The sequence below is a fragment of the Terrabacter sp. 01T434 genome, from assembly GCF_056398545.1.
Window position 1 is genome coordinate 158,116 of sequence record NZ_JBFTPP010000008.1, and the last position, 15,052, is coordinate 173,167.

Below are 15,052 nucleotides of genomic sequence, written 5' to 3' on the forward strand. Positions count from 1 at the left end.
GGCCACCGATGACCGACGCTCCGCTCGAGACCCTCGACCCGACGCTCTCGCACACCCGCGGCGAGTCCGAGCCAGCGCTCATCGAGCAGACCATCGGCGACAACTTCGACGACACCGTGCGCCGCTTCGGTGACCGTGAGGCGCTCGTCGACGTGGCCCAGGGGCGCCGCTGGACGTATGCCGAGCTGCGGGCCGACGTGGACCGGCTCGCTCGCGCTCTGCTGGCCGTCGGGGTCAGGACCGGTGACCGCGTCGGCATCTGGGCGCCCAACTGCTCCGAGTGGACGCTCGTCCAGTACGCGACCGCCAAGATGGGCGCGATCCTCGTCAACATCAACCCCAGCTATCGCTCGCACGAGTTGCACTACGTGCTCGGTCAGGCCGGCATCTCGACGCTGATCTCGGCCGAGTCGTTCAAGACGAGCAGCTACCGCGAGATGGTCGACGAGGTGCGTGGGGAGGTCGACGGCCTCGAGCGTGTCGTCTACGTCGGCACGTCCGACTGGGACGACCTGCTCGCCCACGCCGACGAGGTGTCGGAGAGCGAGCTGGCCGGCATACAAGCGGGGCTCTCGAACACCGAACCGATCAACATCCAGTACACCTCGGGCACCACGGGGTTCCCCAAGGGCGCCACCCTGAGCCACCGCAACATCCTCAACAACGGCTACTTCGTCGGCGAGCTCTGCGACTACACCGAGGCGGACCGCGTCTGCATCCCGGTGCCCTTCTACCACTGCTTCGGCATGGTCATGGGCAACCTCGCGTGCACGACCCACGGCGCCTGCATGGTCATCCCGGCACCCGGGTTCGACCCCGCCGCGACCTTGCGAGCCACCCAGGACGAGAAGGTCACCTCGCTCTACGGCGTGCCGACGATGTTCATCGCGGAGTGGAACCTGCCCGACTTCGCGGACTACGACCTGTCGACCGTGCGCACCGGCATCATGGCCGGATCTCCTTGTCCCGCAGAGCTGATGAAGAAGCTCATCGCGTCAGGCATCGAGGAGATGACGATCTGCTACGGCATGACCGAGACGTCGCCGGTGTCGACGCAGAACCGCACCGACGACACGTTCGAGCAGAAGGTCGGAACCGTCGGCCGGGTCGGGCCGCACCTCGAGATCAAGATCGCCGACCCGGTGACCGGCGAGACCCTGCCGCGCGGCAAGGCCGGGGAGTTCATGACCAAGGGCTACTCCGTGATGCTCGGCTACTGGGAGCAGCCCGACAAGACGGCCGAGGCCATCGAGGACGGTTGGATGCACACCGGCGACATCGGTGTCATGCACGACGACGGCTACGTCGAGATCACCGGCCGGATCAAGGACATGGTCATCCGCGGCGGCGAGAACGTCTACCCGCGCGAGATCGAGGAGTTCCTCTACACCCACCCCGACATCCTCGACGCCCAGGTCATCGGCGTCCCGGACGAGAAGTACGGCGAGGAGCTGTGCGCCTGGGTCCGCATGAAGGACGGCGCGACGCCGCTCACCGCCGAGTCCCTGCGGCAGTTCTGCACCGGCCAGCTCGCCCACTACAAGATCCCGCGCTACGTCGAGATCGTCGACGAGTTCCCGATGACGGTCACCGGCAAGATCCGCAAGGTCGAGATGCGAGAGACCACGGCGAAGAAGCTCGGACTCGGCTGACCGGGCTCGAGGGCAGTAGGTTTCGGGGACGTGGTCGCGAGGACCCGTAATCCGTGAGGGGAATGGCATGTCCGACACAGGCAAGACGGTGCTGTGGATCGTGGTGGCGGTCGTCGTCATCGCCGTGATCATCTGGTTGTTCGTCTCGGCGGCTCGCCGCCGCGAGGCCGAGGCGCGCCGCCTCGAGGCGGGCAACCTGCGGGCCGGGGTCCAGGAGCGACTGCCGGAGGTGCAGCGCACGGAGGACCGCGCGTCGGTGACCGCCGCGATGGCGGCCGACGCCCGCGCCGAGGCCGACCGCCGGGCGGCCGAGGCGGAGCGCCAGGCCGCCGAGGCCGAGCGCCAGGCCAAGGAGGCCGATCGTCGGGCTGCCGAGGCCCGCCGCCTCGAGGAGCAGGCCCAGCAGCACCGCGCCGCCGCCGAGTCCGCCCGCGTCGAGCACGCGGGCCTCGAGCGCGAGGCCGACCGCGTCGACCCCGACGTCCGCACCGACGACGAGGGCCACCGCGTCGACGGCAGCGGCCCCCGCCAGTCGGGTCAGGAGTCGCCGGCCGTCGGCTCCGCGGCGTTCACGAACGATGACGACGAGGACGACCTCGCCGACGCCGAGAACCCTTTCGCCCCGCCCACCGACGCCGAGACCACCCCCGTCGCGGCTGGTGAGGGAACGGACCTCGCGAGCGCCTCGGACCTCGAGATCGGCGAGCACGACGTCGACGAGTCCTCCTACGCGTCCGAGGAGCCCGAGGTCGTGTCCGAAGGCTCGTCGAGAGGCTCGTCCGCGGGCTCAGTGGGTACAGGGACTGCATCGGAGCAGTCCCCTGACGAAAGGCCCACCGCCGTGAGCGACCAGTCCTCCCGCGACATCGACGACACGTCCGAGCAGGTCCCGGCGCCGCCCGTGGCCGATGCGGACGAGCCGAAGCAGGTCGAGGTGCCGGCCCTGGCCGAGCGCGCCGACGTCGTCGCCGATGGCGGCACCCCGGCCAACGACCCCGGCGACCACCGCGGTCAGGCCTGGGCGACGACACCCGGCAACCGCGGCCTCGACGACGCGACCGGTGATGGCGACGCCGCCGACGAGGGGCTCGACGTCGACATGGCCCCGCACTCCCATGAGAGCGACGAGGACGACGAGCTGGCAGAGCCGGCCAGCGACGACGCGACCGAGAGTGCGAGTGGCGGCGCCACCGACACGGCCTGGACCGACGCCCCGGACAGCACCGGCCCCGCGGACGACGACCGCGCCGAGCACGCCGAGCACGCCGAGCACGCCGAGCACGGCGAGCAGCAGCGCGGCACGGCGGCGCCGACCGACACTGCCTGGTCCATCGACGACTCGACCTCCGGCCGCCGGATGTCCGGTTTCGACGAGGTCGTCGACGGCGGTTTCGGACTCGGCTCGGCCGCACCCATCGCCGACGGCGCGCAACCGCTCGGCCACGCGGTCAAGGGTCGGCGTGAGGGCACGACGTTCCTCGGTCCCGACGACGCCGGCTACGACGACGTCGAGCCCGACGTGTGGTTCTACAACGAGGAGGCAGCCCGCCGCGCGGGCTTCCACCGCGAGGGCGAGTGACCTCGCCCTGACGGGTCGAGTCAGAGCAGGCCGAGTGGCCACGTGCACACGTGCACGTGGCCACACCCTTGCCCGGACCCATACGGGGGCGGGAGCGGCGTTCTCGGCCCTCGGTGCCCGCCGGAAACCGTGGCGCGGGCACCCGACTGGCCCAAATAGACTGCCGGCATGGTCTCCCCGCTCGTCGCGCTCACGCCCAAGGTCCAGTCCGCGATCGCCACCGCCCTCGGTGACGACTTCCGCGAGGCCGACCCGGTGCTGCGTCCGTCGCAGTTCGCCGACGTGCAGGTCAACGCCGCGCTCGCGCTGGCCAAGAAGGTCGGGATGCCGCCACGCGAAGTCGCGGCCAAGATCGTCGCCGCGCTCGACCTCGACGGTGTGTGCGACTCCGTCGAGGTCAGCGGCCCGGGGTTCATCAACCTCACCTTCTCCGACGCCTGGATCGCCGGGCTGCTGCAGGAGGCCGAGGCCGACGAGCGCGCCGGCGTCCCGCTCCAGCCGACGCAGAACATCCCCATCGACTACTCCGCGCCCAACGTCGCCAAGGAGATGCACGTCGGGCACCTGCGCACGACCGTCGTCGGCGACTCGATCGCTCGCACTCTCGAGCACCTGGGGCACAACGTCATCCGCCAGAACCACATCGGCGACTGGGGCACGCCGTTCGGCATGCTCATCGAGCACCTGCTCGACGTCGGGGAGGGCTCGGACGAGGCCGGTCTGCTCGTCACCGACCCGAACGCCTTCTACCAGGCTGCCCGCGTCAAGTTCGACACCGCCGAGAAGGCCGTACCTGCCGGCAGCGCCGGCGACTTCAACGTGCGCGCTCGCTCGCGGGTCGTCCTCCTGCAGGCCGGTGACGCCGAGACCCTGAGGCTCTGGAACGAGCTCGTCGACCTCTCCAAGGTCTACTTCAACAAGCTGTACTCGACCCTCGGTGTGACGCTGACCGACCTGCACCTCGCGGGCGAGTCGATGTACAACGACGCCCTCCCCGGCATCTGCGAGGAGCTCGAGGCGCGCGGCATCGCCGAGGTGTCCGACGGGGCGCTGTGCGTCTTCCTCGACGGCTACACCGGCCGCGAGGGCAAGCCGGTGCCGCTCATCATCCGCAAGTCCGACGGTGGATACGGCTATGCCACAACGGATCTCGCGACCATCAAGTACCGCGTGCACGATCTCGGCGCCCATCGCGTGCTCTACGTCATCGGTGCGCCGCAGTCGCTGCACCTCAACATGGTGTGGGACACGGCGCGCAAGGCCGGCTGGCTGCCCGACGACGTCGTCCCCGTCCACGTGCAGATCGGCAACGTGCTCGGCGAGGATCGCAAGATCCTCAAGACGCGCTCGGGGGCGCCTTTGCGGCTCATGGCGCTCCTCGAGGAGGCCATCGAGAAGGCGCGTGCCGTCATCGACGAGACGCGACCGGACCTCGACGACACCGTCCGGGCGGCCATCGCCCGGCAGATCGGCATCGGGGCCGTGAAGTACGCCGACCTGTCCGTCGCGCACGACAGCGAGTACGTCTTCGACCTCGACCGCATGGTCGCGCTCACCGGCAACACCGGCCCGTACCTCCAGTACGTCGTCGCCCGCATCCGGTCGATCTTCCGCCAGATCGGGCTCGACCCGGCTGCCCAGCACGCGCCGATCCTGCTCGGTGAGCCGCACGAGCGGGCCCTCGCCACGCACCTGCTCGGGTTCGGCGACGTCGTGGCCGAGGTTGGCGACACCTACGAGCCGCACCGGCTGGCCGGCTACCTGTTCGAGCTGGCCCAGGCGTTCTCGGCGTTCTACGAGAACTGCCCCGTGCTCAAGGCCGAGCGCGACGAGGTCAAGGAGTCGCGCCTGACGCTGTGCGCCCTCGTCTTCCGGGTCATGACGACCGGTCTCGACCTGCTGGGACTGGAGTCGCCCGAGCAGATGTGACCCGCGGGGTCATGCGGCGATTTGCCCTGGAATCGCCCGTGCACCGCAAGGGCTGATGTACGTTTCGGGCGCACATCACACCAACAGGGGAGAATCGTCATGACCCAGCCCGCCGCACCGCCCGAGCCGCCGATTCCCACCGCAGCCCATTCCGTCGAGGGCGCCCCGGACTTCCAGCCGGGTGTGACCGCGAACTTCAAGAACGTCACGGTGCGCCCGTGGCGGCAGTCCACGGCCGTGCTCGCGGTCATGGCGCAGATGCTGTTCGTCGTCGCCGCCGTCGCCAACCTCTACCTGGCCTCGGTCGACCTCAAGGTCATGGGGCTCCTCGACGGCCGGGACTTCGCGGCCATCGAGCGCGAAGCGCAGGGCGCCGACGGCCTCTACGGGCTCATCCTCGGCGTCGGCTCGCTTGCGGGTGTGTTCCTGCTCGTCTGGTTCCACCGGGTCTGGACCTCGGACCGCTCCGACCACAGCCTCTACACGCGCGGCACCGGCCTCGCGATCGGCGGCTGGTTCATCCCGTTCGCCAACTTCGTCCTCGGACCGCTCGCCCTGCGCGACCTGATCTGGGGCACCGAGCACGCCAGCCCCCGGGCGCGGCCCGGACGTCCGGCCGCCACCCCGCGGCTCGTGATCGCGTTCTGGATCGTCATCGGCGTCAACGTGGTGCTCGTGGTGCTCGGACGTGGCACCCAGGGTGGCCTGCAGCAGCCGGAGTCGCTCGACGCGCTCATGAGCGCGCTCCGCACGAGCCTGACCTACGAGGCGGTCGCTGGCCTGTCCGGCGCTGCTGGTTCCGTCGTCGCCATCCTCATCATCCGACAGGTCATGCGCTACACACGTCGCTGAAACCGCCCGATCCCCTGCGACACGCGCGCTTGTCGGAGGACAGTCGGCTTCATGACCGTCATGAGCGACTGGGACTTCAGCGGCCTCAGGGCCACCTACGTCAACTGCACCCTCAAGAAGAGCCCCGAGCTGAGCCACACCCAGGGGCTCGTCGACGCCAGCGCGGCCATCATGCGCGAGCACGGCGTGACCGTCGAGGAGATCCGCTTCGTCGACCACGACGTCGCGACGGGCGTCTACCCCGACATGCGCGAGCACGGCTGGCAGGCCGACGCGTGGCCGGACCTCTACCCCGGCATCCTCGACAGCCAGATCCTCGTCGTCGCCGGCCCGATCTGGCTCGGTGACAACTCGAGTGTCACGAAGCGCCTCATCGAGCGGATCTACTCACTCAGCGGGATGCTCAACGACCAGGGGCAGTACCTCTTCTACGGCAGGGTCGCCGGCTGCCTCATCACCGGCAACGAGGACGGCATCAAGCACTGCGCCCAGAACGTGCTCTACAGCCTCCAGCACGTCGGCTACACCATCCCGCCCAACGCCGACGCGGGATGGATCGGCGAGGCGGGCCCGGGACCGAGCTACCTCGACCCCGGCAGCGGGGGGCCGGAGAACGACTTCACCAACCGCAACACGACCTTCATGACGTGGAACCTCATGCACCTCGCGAGGATGCTGCACGACGCGGGCGGCGTGCCGGCATACGGCAACGTCCGCTCGTCCTGGAACTCGGGTGAGCGCTTCGGGTGGCACAACCCCGAGTACCGCTGACGCGTCGGGAGGCACAGTCACCCCGTGGACCGCTGACGCGTCGGGAGGCACAGTCACCCCGTGGGGATGATGCCGCGAGCGGAGGGCGGCCAGACGATGGCTGTGAGCACCCCCGACGGGGTCGCTGCCCTACGAGAAAGGTCGTCCGGACATGTCGTTCTGGGACATCATCTGGTTCATCATCGTCTTCTTCGCGTTTGCGACGTACCTCATGGTGCTGTTCTCGATCGTCGCCGACCTCTTCCGCGACCCCGAGGTCTCCGGGGTGATGAAGGCGGTCTGGGTCATCTGCCTCGTCTTCTTCACCTTCATCACGGCCGTCGTCTACCTCATCGTCCGCGGGCGTGGCATGAACGAGCGCGCGGCGAAGAAGTACGAGGAGGCCCGCACGGCGCAGGAGGACTACGTCCGTTCGGTGGCGGGCACGAGTTCCTCGGCCCCGGAGCAGATCGCCAAGGCGAAGGAACTCCTGGACTCGGGAGCCATCTCCGCCGACGAGTTCGCCTCCCTCAAGGCGAAGGCCCTGGCCTGATCGTCGCTGTCGGACCGTCCCTGCCGCCGCCGCCGCTGCCGCTGCCGCTGCCCACGATCAGAGATGCCGGGCTCGGCTGCGTCTCTTTTGTGTGACGTGCCCGGCAGACCCTCCGCCAGCCGCTCCTCGTGCTCTAGGTTCGGGAACCAGTGCCCCAGCCCTCCGCGCGAAGGAGCCCAGCGTGCAGATCGGTGTCCCCCGTGAATCCCGTGCCCGTGAGACACGTGTCGCCGCGACGCCCAAGACCGTCGAGCAGCTCGTGGCTCTCGGCTACGACGTGGCCGTCGAGAGCGGAGCGGGAGACCGGGCGAGCTTCTCCGACGAGGCGTATGCCGTCGCGGGTGCTCGCGTCGTCACCGCCGACGAGGCGTGGGCCTCGCCGGTCGTGCACAAGGTCAACGCACCCTCGGACATGGAGATCGCTCGGCTGCGACCGGGCACCGTCCTCGTCTCGCTCCTGGCGCCGGCGATCAGTCCCGATCTCGTCGAGAGGCTCCGCGCCGCCGGTGTCACGGCCATGGCCATGGACGCAGTCCCCCGCATCAGCCGGGCGCAGTCGCTGGACGTCCTGTCGTCCATGGCCAACATCGCCGGCTACCGCGCCGTCGTCGAGGCCGCCCACGAGTTCGGGTCGTTCTTCACCGGCCAGGTGACGGCGGCTGGGAAGGTGCCGCCCGCGAAGGTGCTCGTCGCCGGGGCCGGCGTCGCGGGTCTCGCCGCGATCGGGACCGCGCGGTCGCTCGGCGCGATCGTCCGCGCGACCGACGCCCGCGTCGAGGTGGCCGAGCAGGTCGAGTCGATGGGCGCCGACTTCCTCGCCGTGCAGATGCCCGAGGTCGACGCCGCCGCCGCGTCGAGCGACGGCTACGCCAAGGAGATGGGCGAGGAGTACAACCGGCGGGCTGCGGAGCTGTACGCCGCGCAGGCCCCCGACGTCGACATCATCGTCACGACGGCGCTCATCCCCGGGCGCCCGGCGCCCCGGCTCATCACCGCCGACATGGTCGCGGCGATGAAGCCGGGCTCCGTGATCGTCGACATGGCCGCGGCCAACGGCGGCAACGTCGAGGGCTCGGTCGCCGACGAGATGGTCGTCACCGGCAACGTCGTCCGGATCATCGGCTACACCGACCTCGCGGCCCGGCTGCCCACCCAGGCATCGCAGCTCTACGGCACCAACCTCGTCAACCTCATGAAGCTGCTCACGCCGGGCAAGGACGGCCAGCTCGTCCTCGACTTCGACGACGTCGTCCAGCGCAACATGACGGTGGCGAAGGACGGTGAGCTGCTGTGGCCCCCGCCCGCCATCCAGGTCAGCGCTGCCTCTGTAGCGCAGTCCCCGGCCGGCAAGAAGGTCGTCAAAGAGCCTGAGCCACCGAAGGACCCACGCCGGAGGTATGCCGTCATGGCCGTCGGTGCGGTCGTGTTCGCGGTGGTGGCGGCCGTCTCACCCCCGAGCTTCCTCGGCCACTTCACCGTGTTCGCGCTCGCGGTCGTCATCGGCTACTACGTCATCGGCAACGTCCACCACGCCCTGCACACTCCGCTGATGTCGGTGACCAACGCGATCAGCGGCATCATCGTCGTCGGTGCCCTGCTCCAGCTGGGTGCGGCGCGCACGTCGCCGGGCTCGCAGCTGGTGATCATGGTCCTGGCCTTCCTCGCCACGTTGATCGCGAGCATCAACATCTTCGGTGGCTTCACCGTGACCCGCCGCATGCTGACGATGTTCCGGAAGGGCTGAACCGTGACCGACGTCAGCACCTCGCTCATCCAGGCCGCCTACATCGTCGCCGCCCTGCTCTTCATCATGTCGCTGGCCGGGCTCTCGAAGCACGAGACCGCGCGTGACGGCAACGTGCTCGGCATGGTCGGCATGGGGATCGCCCTCGTCGCCACCCTCTGGCTCGCCCTGCGCGATGCCCCCTGGGGCAACGTCATCGCCGTGGCGGTTGCGATGGCCATCGGCGCCGTGATCGGCATCTGGCGCGCGCGACGCGTCGAGATGACCGGCATGCCCGAGCTGATCGCCATGCTCCACTCGTTCGTCGGCGCGGCGGCGGTGCTCGTCGGGCTCAACACCTTCCTCGCGTCCGGCGGCGCGGGGGACTCGGTGCACCTCGTCGAGATCTATCTCGGCGTCTTCATCGGCGCCGTGACGTTCACGGGCTCGATCGTGGCCTTCCTCAAGCTGTCGGCGCGAATCTCGAGCAAGCCGCTGATGTTGCCGGCGCGGCACTGGCTCAACCTCACTGCCCTTGTGGTGTCCGCCGGCCTGCTCGGTTGGTTCGTGGCGGCGCACTCGATCGTGCCGCTGCTGGTCATGACGGCCATCGCGCTCGCGTTCGGCTGGCACCTGGTCGCCTCGATCGGCGGAGGTGACATGCCCGTCGTCGTGTCGATGCTCAACAGCTACTCGGGTTGGGCGGCGGCTGCGGCGGGCTTCATGCTCGGCAACGACCTGCTCATCGTGACCGGCGCGCTCGTGGGCTCGTCCGGTGCGTACCTGTCGTACATCATGTGCACGGCGATGAACCGGTCGTTCGTGTCGGTCATCGCCGGCGGGTTCGGCTCCGACGGGGCGGTCTTCGACTCGGACGTCGACTACGGCGACCACCGCGAGACGAATGCGGCCGAGGTCGCCGACCTGCTCAGGAACGCGTCGTCCGTGGTCATCACCCCCGGCTACGGCATGGCCGTCGCGCAGGCGCAGTACCCGGTCGCCGAACTCACGTCCAAGCTGCGCGAGCGCGGGGTCGACGTGCGGTTCGGCATCCACCCGGTCGCGGGCCGGCTCCCGGGCCACATGAACGTGCTCCTCGCCGAGGCCAGGGTGCCCTACGACATCGTCCTGGAGATGGACGAGGTCAACGACGACTTCCCCGACACCGACGTCGTCCTCGTCATCGGCGCCAACGACACGGTCAACCCGGCGGCAGCCGAGGACCCGACCTCGCCGATCGCCGGAATGCCGGTGCTCAAGGTGTGGAACGCCAAGGACGTCGTCGTCTTCAAGCGCTCGATGAACGCCGGCTACGCCGGGGTCCAGAACCCGCTCTTCTTCCGCGACAACTCCGCCATGCTCTTCGGCGACGCCAAGGAGCGCGTCGAGGACATCATCAAGGAACTCTGAGCAGGACGTCGTCGGGAGTGGGACTTCGCGCCGCCTCCTCGTGACCTGCTCCGCCTTCCGGAGCAAGTGCCGAGTCGTGGGACGGTTTGTCGGGTGCTTGCGTATCGGACCTTGCTCCGCTCTGGGGAGCAGGTCGCGAGCGCGGCAAGAAGTGTAGCCAAAAGTGAAGGAGTGTCAGCCGTCCCTGCCAGCATCTCGTGCACGAGGGAGGCGGTGGCCGTGAGCGAGACGGAACGGGAAGGTTCCCCAGGGTCTGCAGAGCCGGGTGACACGGACCTGTCGAGCGAGATCTTCGACGGTGCGCGCTACATCGTGCGCGCGCGGCGAATCGCGGACCTCAGCCAGCGGGAGCTCGCCGATGAGATCGGCATGTCGAGGGCCACCATCGGGCGGCTCGAGTCGGGGGTCACCAAGGTGGACACGGCGACGCTGTCGGTCATCCTCGGAAGAGCCGGCCTTCGGCTTGCCGTCGTGGACCATGCCGGCCGCGAGGTGGAGCCCATCCCGGTCGACGTCCTGCGTGACCGCGCGGACCGGCGCTTCCCGGGCCACCTGGACGTCCGGCCGCCCCAGGATGCACCCTCCGACCGGGTCCACCCGCGGCGCGGGACGCCGGAGGCGCGGGGATGGTTCGAGCAGCGCCCCTCCCGGGCCACCCGCCGCGGGCGTGGAGGTGTGCCGGTCGACCACCCCACGGTCAGCGGGCTCCGTGAGGATCGCCGGGTCGCCTACTGGAGCGGCGTGGCTGCGGCTGAGGCCCGCCGCGCCACCCAACCCGAGCCGGAGTGCTCGTGCTTCGACGACTGCTTCGAACGCGCATGCCTGCCCGACTGCCCCTGCCAGTGCGAGCCGGACCACCGGCGACCAGGGCAGGCGGTGAAGCCGACAGCCCGCCCGTGACGTCACGGGCGGGCTGCTGGGCATGCTGGGGTGCGGGGTCAGCGTTCGCTCAGGACCTCCGGGGTGCCCGTGAGGCCGGCCTCCTCCTCGCCCGTCGCGAGCCTGCTGTGCTGGCGCGAGTAGAAGAAGTAGATGAGGAAGCCGAGCACCATCCACACGATGAAGCGGATCCACGTCTCGACCGAGAGGTTGAGCACGAGGTAGAAGCAGGCGGCCGCGGACAGCCACGGCACGACCGGGTTGCCCGGCACCGTGAACGACCGCTTGAGGTCGGGGCGGCGCTTGCGCAGGATCGGGACGGCGAGCGAGACGAGCATGAAGGCCGTCAGCGTGCCGATGTTGACCATCTCCTCGAGCTTGCCGATGGGGGTCAACGAGGCGATGAGGGCCACGACGGTGCCGATGATGAGCGTGAGTCTGATCGGCGTGCCCGTCTTCGGGTTGGTCCGGCCCAGCCCCGCCGGGATGAGGTGGTCGCGGCTCATCGCGAACGTCACGCGCGTGGCGCCGATGATGAGGGTCATGACCACGGTGGTCAGGCCTGCCACGGCGCCGGCCGAGATGAGCGTTGCGTAGCCGTCCTTGCCGACGTGGGTGAAGGCGGTCGCCAAGGCGGCCTTGGGGTCGATGTCCTTGTAGTTCTGCATGCCGGTGATGACGAGCGTGACGGCGACGTAGAGCACCGTGCAGATGGCGAGGGAGCCGAGGATGCCGCGGGGCAGGTCGCGCTGCGGGTTCTTGGCCTCCTCAGCCGTCGTCGCGACGACGTCGAAACCGATGTAGGCGAAGAAGACGATGGCGGCGCCGGCCATGATGCCCATGACGCCGTACGTCGCAGGGGTCATCCCGGAGATGACCTGGAGCAGGGGCGTCGTCAGGCCCTCCGCGGCCTTGCCCGGCTGCGACGGCGGGATGAAGGGCGACCAGTTGTCGCGGTTGATGAACTGGATGCCCGCGAAGATGACGAAGAGCACGATGAAGAGCTTGACGCCGACGAGCACGAGGTTGACGCGCAACGACTCCTTGATGCCCCACGCGATGAGCAGCGTCAGGCCGGCGATGAGCAGGAAGGCCGGCAGGTCGAAGTGCGACCCCGGCCCGACCGACTCGGGCCACGTGACTCCGAGTTGCCCGAGGAAGGTCACGAAGTACTCCGACCACCCCTGGGCGACCACGCTCGCGCCGAGCATGAGCTCGAGGAGCAGGTCCCAGCCGATGATCCACGCGATGAGCTCGCCGAGCGTCGCGTAGGAGAAGGTGTACGCCGATCCCGAGACCGGGACCGTGGAGGCGAACTCGGCGTAGCACATGGCGGCGAGGCCGCAGACGATGGCGCCGATGACGAACGACAGCGCGATCGACGGTCCGGCGTAGTCCTTCGCCGCCCTGCCGGTCAGCGTGAAGATGCCGGCGCCGATGATGACGCCGATGCCGAAGACCGTGAGATCGAGGGCGCTGAGGGTCCTCTTCAGTTTGTGGTCGGCCTCCTCGGACGCAGCCATCGAGGCCTCGACCGACTTGGTACGGAACACGCTCATGCTGACCTCCGAGCGGGTCGGGGACGTACGGATCATCACAAACTAGCGGGGTGCGCGACCGGCGGCGAGCCCCCGTGCGGGCATCGTCGGTGAGGAACCTGCCTCAGTCGTCGTCGGAGCCGGGCCAGATCGGGCCGGTGTCGGGGCCGCGCCGGCGACGCCTGAGGTCGTCGCTCTCGTAGACCGTCTCGGGTCGGTCGACCGGACGCTGGATCGGCACGCCCCGGGAGTAGGAGTCGAGGCGGTCCTGGATGGGATCGTGGGTGCCGTGCACGTCGGGGAGATCGCCGACGATCTCCTCGAGGTCGTCGGCCCGCCGGGGCGGCACGATGTGGAAGATCTCGGCGCAGATGTCACGGTAGGTCTGGTCGGGGTTGGGCACCCACTTGACCTCACGGAGGGCCTGGTCCTGGCCCGCGCTCTCGAGGACGAACTTGCCGTAGCCGAGGAACTGGCCGGGGATGGACCGGACGTAGCTCATGTCGGTGACCTTGAGCAGGGGCATCATCGCGACCTTGTGCGCGATCAGGCCGTAGCGCAGGAGCAGGCGCTTGTCGGTCGCCACGAACCAGTTGTGGCTCCATTCGAGCAGGCGCCAGAGCAGGCGCACGAGCAGGGCGAAGAAGATCCACCAGAAGAGCGTGCCGACCGCCTGGGTCGACTTCGTGACGTTGGAGTCCACCCACACCGCTGCTGCCAAGGCGAGGGTGGCGGTCGCGACCGGCTCGGCGAGCTTGGCCCAGTGGGCGCGAACGGCGGTGACGAGCCGTTCGCCCGGGAGCAGGATCGGAGCCAGTCCTGCCGGGACCTCCATGCTCCGACGCAAAGCCATGAGCTCAGTGTGCTCGCATCAGCGGTTGAGCAGGGAGCTGAAGAACGCGAGGATCGCGTTGAAGCCGTCGACGAGGATGCCCCAGACGTTGTTGACGATGTCGGCAGCCTTGACCGGGGAGGTGAAGACGGCGTAGACGAAGAACGCCAGCACGATGATCAGGATGATCTTCTTGGCCTTGGGGCCCATGGTGGTGTCGCTCCTTGGAGGAAGGTGCTGGCGCTGCCCTGACAGCCCCACGGCACAGGGATGTTCCCAGTGTGTCGCACGGTACGGGTGGGGTGCGGGACCGGGACGCGCGTGTCGGTCGGCAAGACCGTCCTGCCCGCTATTCTCCTCGCGTGTCGCGAACGCCGGAGCATGCCGCCGCGCTGCGCAGCGCCCTTGCGCGCACAGCGAGTGGGGCCGACGCCGGGGAGCTGGCTCGGGCGACCGAGGCCCTCGTCGCGCGCTACCGGTCCGTGGCCCCCGCATCGGCTCCGATCCTCGCCTCACGGATGCGCGTCGCGGCATATGCCTCCTACCGGATGCCTGCCACGCACGCCGCACTGGCGCGAGTGCTCGACGCGGTCGCGGCCCGTGGCCTGGCCCCTCGCTCGCTGCTCGACCTCGGTGGCGGGACGGGTGCGGCGGCCTGGGCGGCGGCCGGCGTCTTCGCCTCGCTCGAGTCGATCACGGTGCTCGACCAGGTCGAGGACGCGCTGGCTCTGGGGCGCGCGCTCGCAGCGGACGCGCCGTCGCCGGCCCTGGCCGGCGCGACCTTCCGTCAGGCCTTCGCAGGCGCGTGGCCCGACCTGGAGGCCGACCTCGTCACCGTGTCCTACGTCCTCAGCGAGCTCGACGAGCGCCAGCAGGATGCGCTCGTCGCCGACGCGATGCGGCGTGGACGGGCCGTCGTCGTCGCCGAGCCGGGCACCCCCGACGGCTACGCCCGGGTGCTGCGCGTCCGGGCGGCGCTCCTGGCGGCAGGTTGGACCCTGCTGGGTCCGTGCCCCCACGAGGCGGACTGTCCCCTGGCGCCGGGCGACTGGTGTCACTTCGCCGCCCGCCTGGAACGCTCCGCCGAGCACCGCCGCCTCAAGGGCGCCGAGCTGTCCTACGAGGACGAGAAGTTCTCGTGGGTCGCAGCCGCGTCCCCGGGCGTCGTGCAACCCGCGCACACCGGGGCGCTGTCGGCCCGAATCCTCCGCCACCCCCTGAAGCGCAAGGGTTTCGTGGAGTTCCAGGCGTGCCGCCCCGACGGCACCGCGGGCCGTGAGGTCATCTCGAAGAAGGCGGGGGAGCGTTACCGGCGGGCGCGAGACGCCGAGTGGGGCGACACCCTGCCCTGAGCC

The 15,052-nt window shown here is 69.6% G+C and carries 13 protein-coding genes; 10 read left to right on the forward strand and 3 right to left on the reverse strand.

What is annotated here, in order from left to right; translation table 11 throughout:
• The first annotated feature begins 8 nt into the window (after positions 1-8).
• The 9 genes from AC1DIW_RS17210 to AC1DIW_RS17250 all read left to right on the forward strand — a co-directional run bounded on the left by AC1DIW_RS17210 (position 9) and on the right by AC1DIW_RS17250 (position 11,348).
• Complete coding sequence (locus tag AC1DIW_RS17210) at positions 9-1,652, forward strand: AMP-binding protein (protein ID WP_478109695.1); 1,644 nt, start codon at positions 9-11, stop codon at positions 1,650-1,652.
• A 67-nt stretch (positions 1,653-1,719) separates the two neighbouring features.
• Positions 1,720-3,231, forward strand: a complete 1,512-nt coding sequence (locus AC1DIW_RS17215; RefSeq protein ID WP_478109697.1) for a sunset domain-containing protein — start codon at positions 1,720-1,722, stop codon at positions 3,229-3,231.
• A 168-nt stretch (positions 3,232-3,399) separates the two neighbouring features.
• Positions 3,400-5,160, forward strand: coding sequence for an arginine--tRNA ligase (argS, locus tag AC1DIW_RS17220; RefSeq protein WP_478109699.1), 1,761 nt, complete (start codon positions 3,400-3,402; stop codon positions 5,158-5,160).
• Positions 5,161-5,259: 99 nt separating this feature from the next.
• A complete protein-coding gene (locus tag AC1DIW_RS17225) occupies positions 5,260-6,012 on the forward strand; it encodes a DUF4328 domain-containing protein (RefSeq protein ID WP_478109701.1) in 753 nt (250 codons plus the stop codon).
• Between the two features lie 51 nt (positions 6,013-6,063).
• Positions 6,064-6,783, forward strand: a complete 720-nt coding sequence (locus tag AC1DIW_RS17230; RefSeq protein WP_478109703.1) for a flavodoxin family protein — start codon at positions 6,064-6,066, stop codon at positions 6,781-6,783.
• A gap of 151 nt (positions 6,784-6,934) precedes the next feature.
• On the forward strand, positions 6,935-7,315 hold the full coding sequence (locus AC1DIW_RS17235) for an SHOCT domain-containing protein (protein WP_478109705.1): 381 nt from the start codon (positions 6,935-6,937) through the stop codon (positions 7,313-7,315).
• A 181-nt stretch (positions 7,316-7,496) separates the two neighbouring features.
• Positions 7,497-9,059 carry a Re/Si-specific NAD(P)(+) transhydrogenase subunit alpha gene (locus tag AC1DIW_RS17240; RefSeq protein WP_478109707.1) on the forward strand — a complete coding sequence of 521 codons (1,563 nt, stop codon included), beginning with the start codon at positions 7,497-7,499 and terminating at the stop codon, positions 9,057-9,059.
• Positions 9,060-9,125: 66 nt separating this feature from the next.
• The gene (gene pntB / locus AC1DIW_RS17245; protein WP_442279459.1) at positions 9,126-10,448 is read left to right on the forward strand and encodes a Re/Si-specific NAD(P)(+) transhydrogenase subunit beta; all 1,323 of its coding nucleotides are present in this window, start codon (positions 9,126-9,128) and stop codon (positions 10,446-10,448) included.
• A 219-nt stretch (positions 10,449-10,667) separates the two neighbouring features.
• The gene (locus AC1DIW_RS17250) at positions 10,668-11,348 is read left to right on the forward strand and encodes a helix-turn-helix domain-containing protein (protein ID WP_442279360.1); all 681 of its coding nucleotides are present in this window, start codon (positions 10,668-10,670) and stop codon (positions 11,346-11,348) included.
• Positions 11,349-11,386: 38 nt separating this feature from the next.
• Here AC1DIW_RS17250 and AC1DIW_RS17255 read toward each other — a convergent pair whose 3' ends face one another.
• The 3 genes from AC1DIW_RS17255 to AC1DIW_RS17265 all read right to left on the reverse strand — a co-directional run bounded on the left by AC1DIW_RS17255 (position 11,387) and on the right by AC1DIW_RS17265 (position 13,907).
• Positions 11,387-12,886, reverse strand: coding sequence for an APC family permease (locus tag AC1DIW_RS17255; protein ID WP_442279359.1), 1,500 nt, complete (start codon positions 12,884-12,886; stop codon positions 11,387-11,389).
• A gap of 103 nt (positions 12,887-12,989) precedes the next feature.
• Positions 12,990-13,718 (reverse strand): PH domain-containing protein, encoded by a 729-nt coding sequence (locus tag AC1DIW_RS17260; protein ID WP_478109710.1) that lies wholly within the window; start codon positions 13,716-13,718, stop codon positions 12,990-12,992.
• Positions 13,719-13,736: 18 nt separating this feature from the next.
• Positions 13,737-13,907 carry a hypothetical protein gene (locus AC1DIW_RS17265; RefSeq protein WP_442279357.1) on the reverse strand — a complete coding sequence of 57 codons (171 nt, stop codon included), beginning with the start codon at positions 13,905-13,907 and terminating at the stop codon, positions 13,737-13,739.
• A 152-nt stretch (positions 13,908-14,059) separates the two neighbouring features.
• Here AC1DIW_RS17265 and AC1DIW_RS17270 point away from each other — a divergent pair, with 152 nt between their 5' ends.
• The gene (locus tag AC1DIW_RS17270; RefSeq protein ID WP_478109712.1) at positions 14,060-15,049 is read left to right on the forward strand and encodes a small ribosomal subunit Rsm22 family protein; all 990 of its coding nucleotides are present in this window, start codon (positions 14,060-14,062) and stop codon (positions 15,047-15,049) included.
• Positions 15,050-15,052: the final 3 nt, after the last annotated feature.

What these genes read in the sequence shown, in the direction of transcription:
- AC1DIW_RS17210 (WP_478109695.1), top strand. Translation starts at nt 9, where the DNA reads ATGACCGACGCTCCGCTCGAGACCCTCGACCCGACGCTCTCGCACACC.
- AC1DIW_RS17215 (WP_478109697.1), top strand. Translation starts at nt 1,720, where the DNA reads ATGTCCGACACAGGCAAGACGGTGCTGTGGATCGTGGTGGCGGTCGTC.
- argS (WP_478109699.1), top strand. Translation starts at nt 3,400, where the DNA reads ATGGTCTCCCCGCTCGTCGCGCTCACGCCCAAGGTCCAGTCCGCGATC.
- AC1DIW_RS17225 (WP_478109701.1), top strand. Translation starts at nt 5,260, where the DNA reads ATGACCCAGCCCGCCGCACCGCCCGAGCCGCCGATTCCCACCGCAGCC.
- AC1DIW_RS17230 (WP_478109703.1), top strand. Translation starts at nt 6,064, where the DNA reads ATGACCGTCATGAGCGACTGGGACTTCAGCGGCCTCAGGGCCACCTAC.
- AC1DIW_RS17235 (WP_478109705.1), top strand. Translation starts at nt 6,935, where the DNA reads ATGTCGTTCTGGGACATCATCTGGTTCATCATCGTCTTCTTCGCGTTT.
- pntB (WP_442279459.1), top strand. Translation starts at nt 9,126, where the DNA reads ATGTCGCTGGCCGGGCTCTCGAAGCACGAGACCGCGCGTGACGGCAAC.
- AC1DIW_RS17255 (WP_442279359.1), bottom strand. Translation starts at nt 12,886, where the DNA reads ATGAGCGTGTTCCGTACCAAGTCGGTCGAGGCCTCGATGGCTGCGTCC.
- AC1DIW_RS17260 (WP_478109710.1), bottom strand. Translation starts at nt 13,718, where the DNA reads ATGGCTTTGCGTCGGAGCATGGAGGTCCCGGCAGGACTGGCTCCGATC.
- AC1DIW_RS17265 (WP_442279357.1), bottom strand. Translation starts at nt 13,907, where the DNA reads ATGGGCCCCAAGGCCAAGAAGATCATCCTGATCATCGTGCTGGCGTTC.